Annotated in this window: 1 protein-coding gene and 2 pseudogenes; 2 read left to right on the forward strand and 1 reads right to left on the reverse strand. The window is 50.8% G+C overall.

Annotation, left to right across the window (positions count from 1 at the left end; genetic code table 11):
- Window positions 1-126: pseudogene (locus ACSIPU_RS30270) on the forward strand (IS4 family transposase); the annotation flags it as partial.
- Window positions 127-180: 54 nt separating this feature from the next.
- Here the strand turns inward: ACSIPU_RS30270 and ACSIPU_RS30275 are convergent.
- Window positions 181-1149: an IS5 family transposase gene (locus ACSIPU_RS30275; protein ID WP_278319672.1), complete on the reverse strand. Its 969-nt coding sequence runs from the start codon at window positions 1147-1149 to the stop codon at window positions 181-183.
- A 21-nt stretch (window positions 1150-1170) separates the two neighbouring features.
- Between ACSIPU_RS30275 and ACSIPU_RS30280 the strand changes: the two are divergent.
- Window positions 1171-1306, forward strand: a pseudogene (locus tag ACSIPU_RS30280) (IS4 family transposase); the annotation flags it as partial.

A 1306-nucleotide genomic window follows, 5' to 3' on the forward strand; every position in this document is an offset into this window, starting at 1 on the left:
AAGCTGGGTTGGTACTGGTTAAGTCGAGTAAGAGGAAAAGTACAATATGCAGACCTAGGAGCGGAAAACTGGAAACCTATCAGCAACTTACATGATATGTCATCTAGTCACTCAAAGACTTTAGGGGCTTTGTTGAATAAATAAGATTTCGTGCGAACGACCCTGTAGCTGGCTGGATTTTCAGGCAATACGCACGCTTTCTGGCATCCCAGCCTTTGTCATCCTGTTCAACGCACGCACCATGGCCATAGCTTCCGCTACCTGACCATCGTAGTCACGCAGCGTCAGTGAATCTCCCAACAACTGCTTCATTCTGTACATTGCCGTTTCCGCTATCGAGCGACGGTTATATTCCGTTGTCCATTTCCACCGTGCATTGCTTCCGCTCAGCCGCTGATTAGCAACGGCACGGTTGCGGTCTGCGTACTCACCGGGCCAGTAACCTGCTCCTTTTCGGGGAGGAATAAGCGCGCTGATTTTTTTGCGGCGCAGTTCATCGTGACAGAGCCGGGTATCGTAAGCCCCGTCTGCCGCGGCTGCCCTGATTTTTCTGTGAGTCTGCCGGATAAGGCCCGGGAAGGCTTCTGAGTCCGTGACGTTATTCAGCGACAGGTCTGCACAGACAACTTCATGTGTGTTGCTGTCAATAGCAAGATGCAACTTTCGCCAGATACGACGGCGCTCTTTGCCGTGCTTTCTGACTTTCCATTCGCCTTCACCAAAGACCTTCAGCCCGGTGGAATCAATCACCAGGTGTGCGATTTCACCCCGGGTGGACGTTTTGAAACTGACATTAACCGACTTTGCCCGCTTACTGACACTGGTGTAATCCGGGCAGCGCAACGGAACGTTCATCAGGGCAAAAATGGAATCAATAAAACCCTGCGCAGCCCGCAGGGTCAGCCGGAATACGCGTTTAATCACCAGAACGGTGGTGATGGCGAAATCAGAATAGCGCTGGGGCCTTCCTCGTGATGAAGGCGTTGCCGACTCATACCAGGCCTGAATCGCCTCATCATCCAGCCAGAAAGTGAGGGAGCCACGGTTGATGAGAGCTTTGTTGTAGGTGGACCAGTTGGTGATTCTGAACTTTTGCTTTGCCACGGAATGGTCTGTGTTGTCGGGAGGATGCGTGATCTGATCCTTCAACTCAGCAAAAGTTCGATTTATTCAACAAAGCCGACTTTAGGCTATAAGAGGCTGACTAAAAGCAATCCAATCTCATGCCAAATTCTATTGTATAAATCTCGCTCTAAAGGCCGAAAAAATCAGCGCTCGACACGGACTCATTGTCACCACCCGTCAC

Origin of the sequence: Klebsiella sp. HN106 (assembly GCF_051209435.1) — a bacterium.
GTDB classification, from domain to species: Bacteria; Pseudomonadota; Gammaproteobacteria; order Enterobacterales; family Enterobacteriaceae; genus Klebsiella; species Klebsiella oxytoca.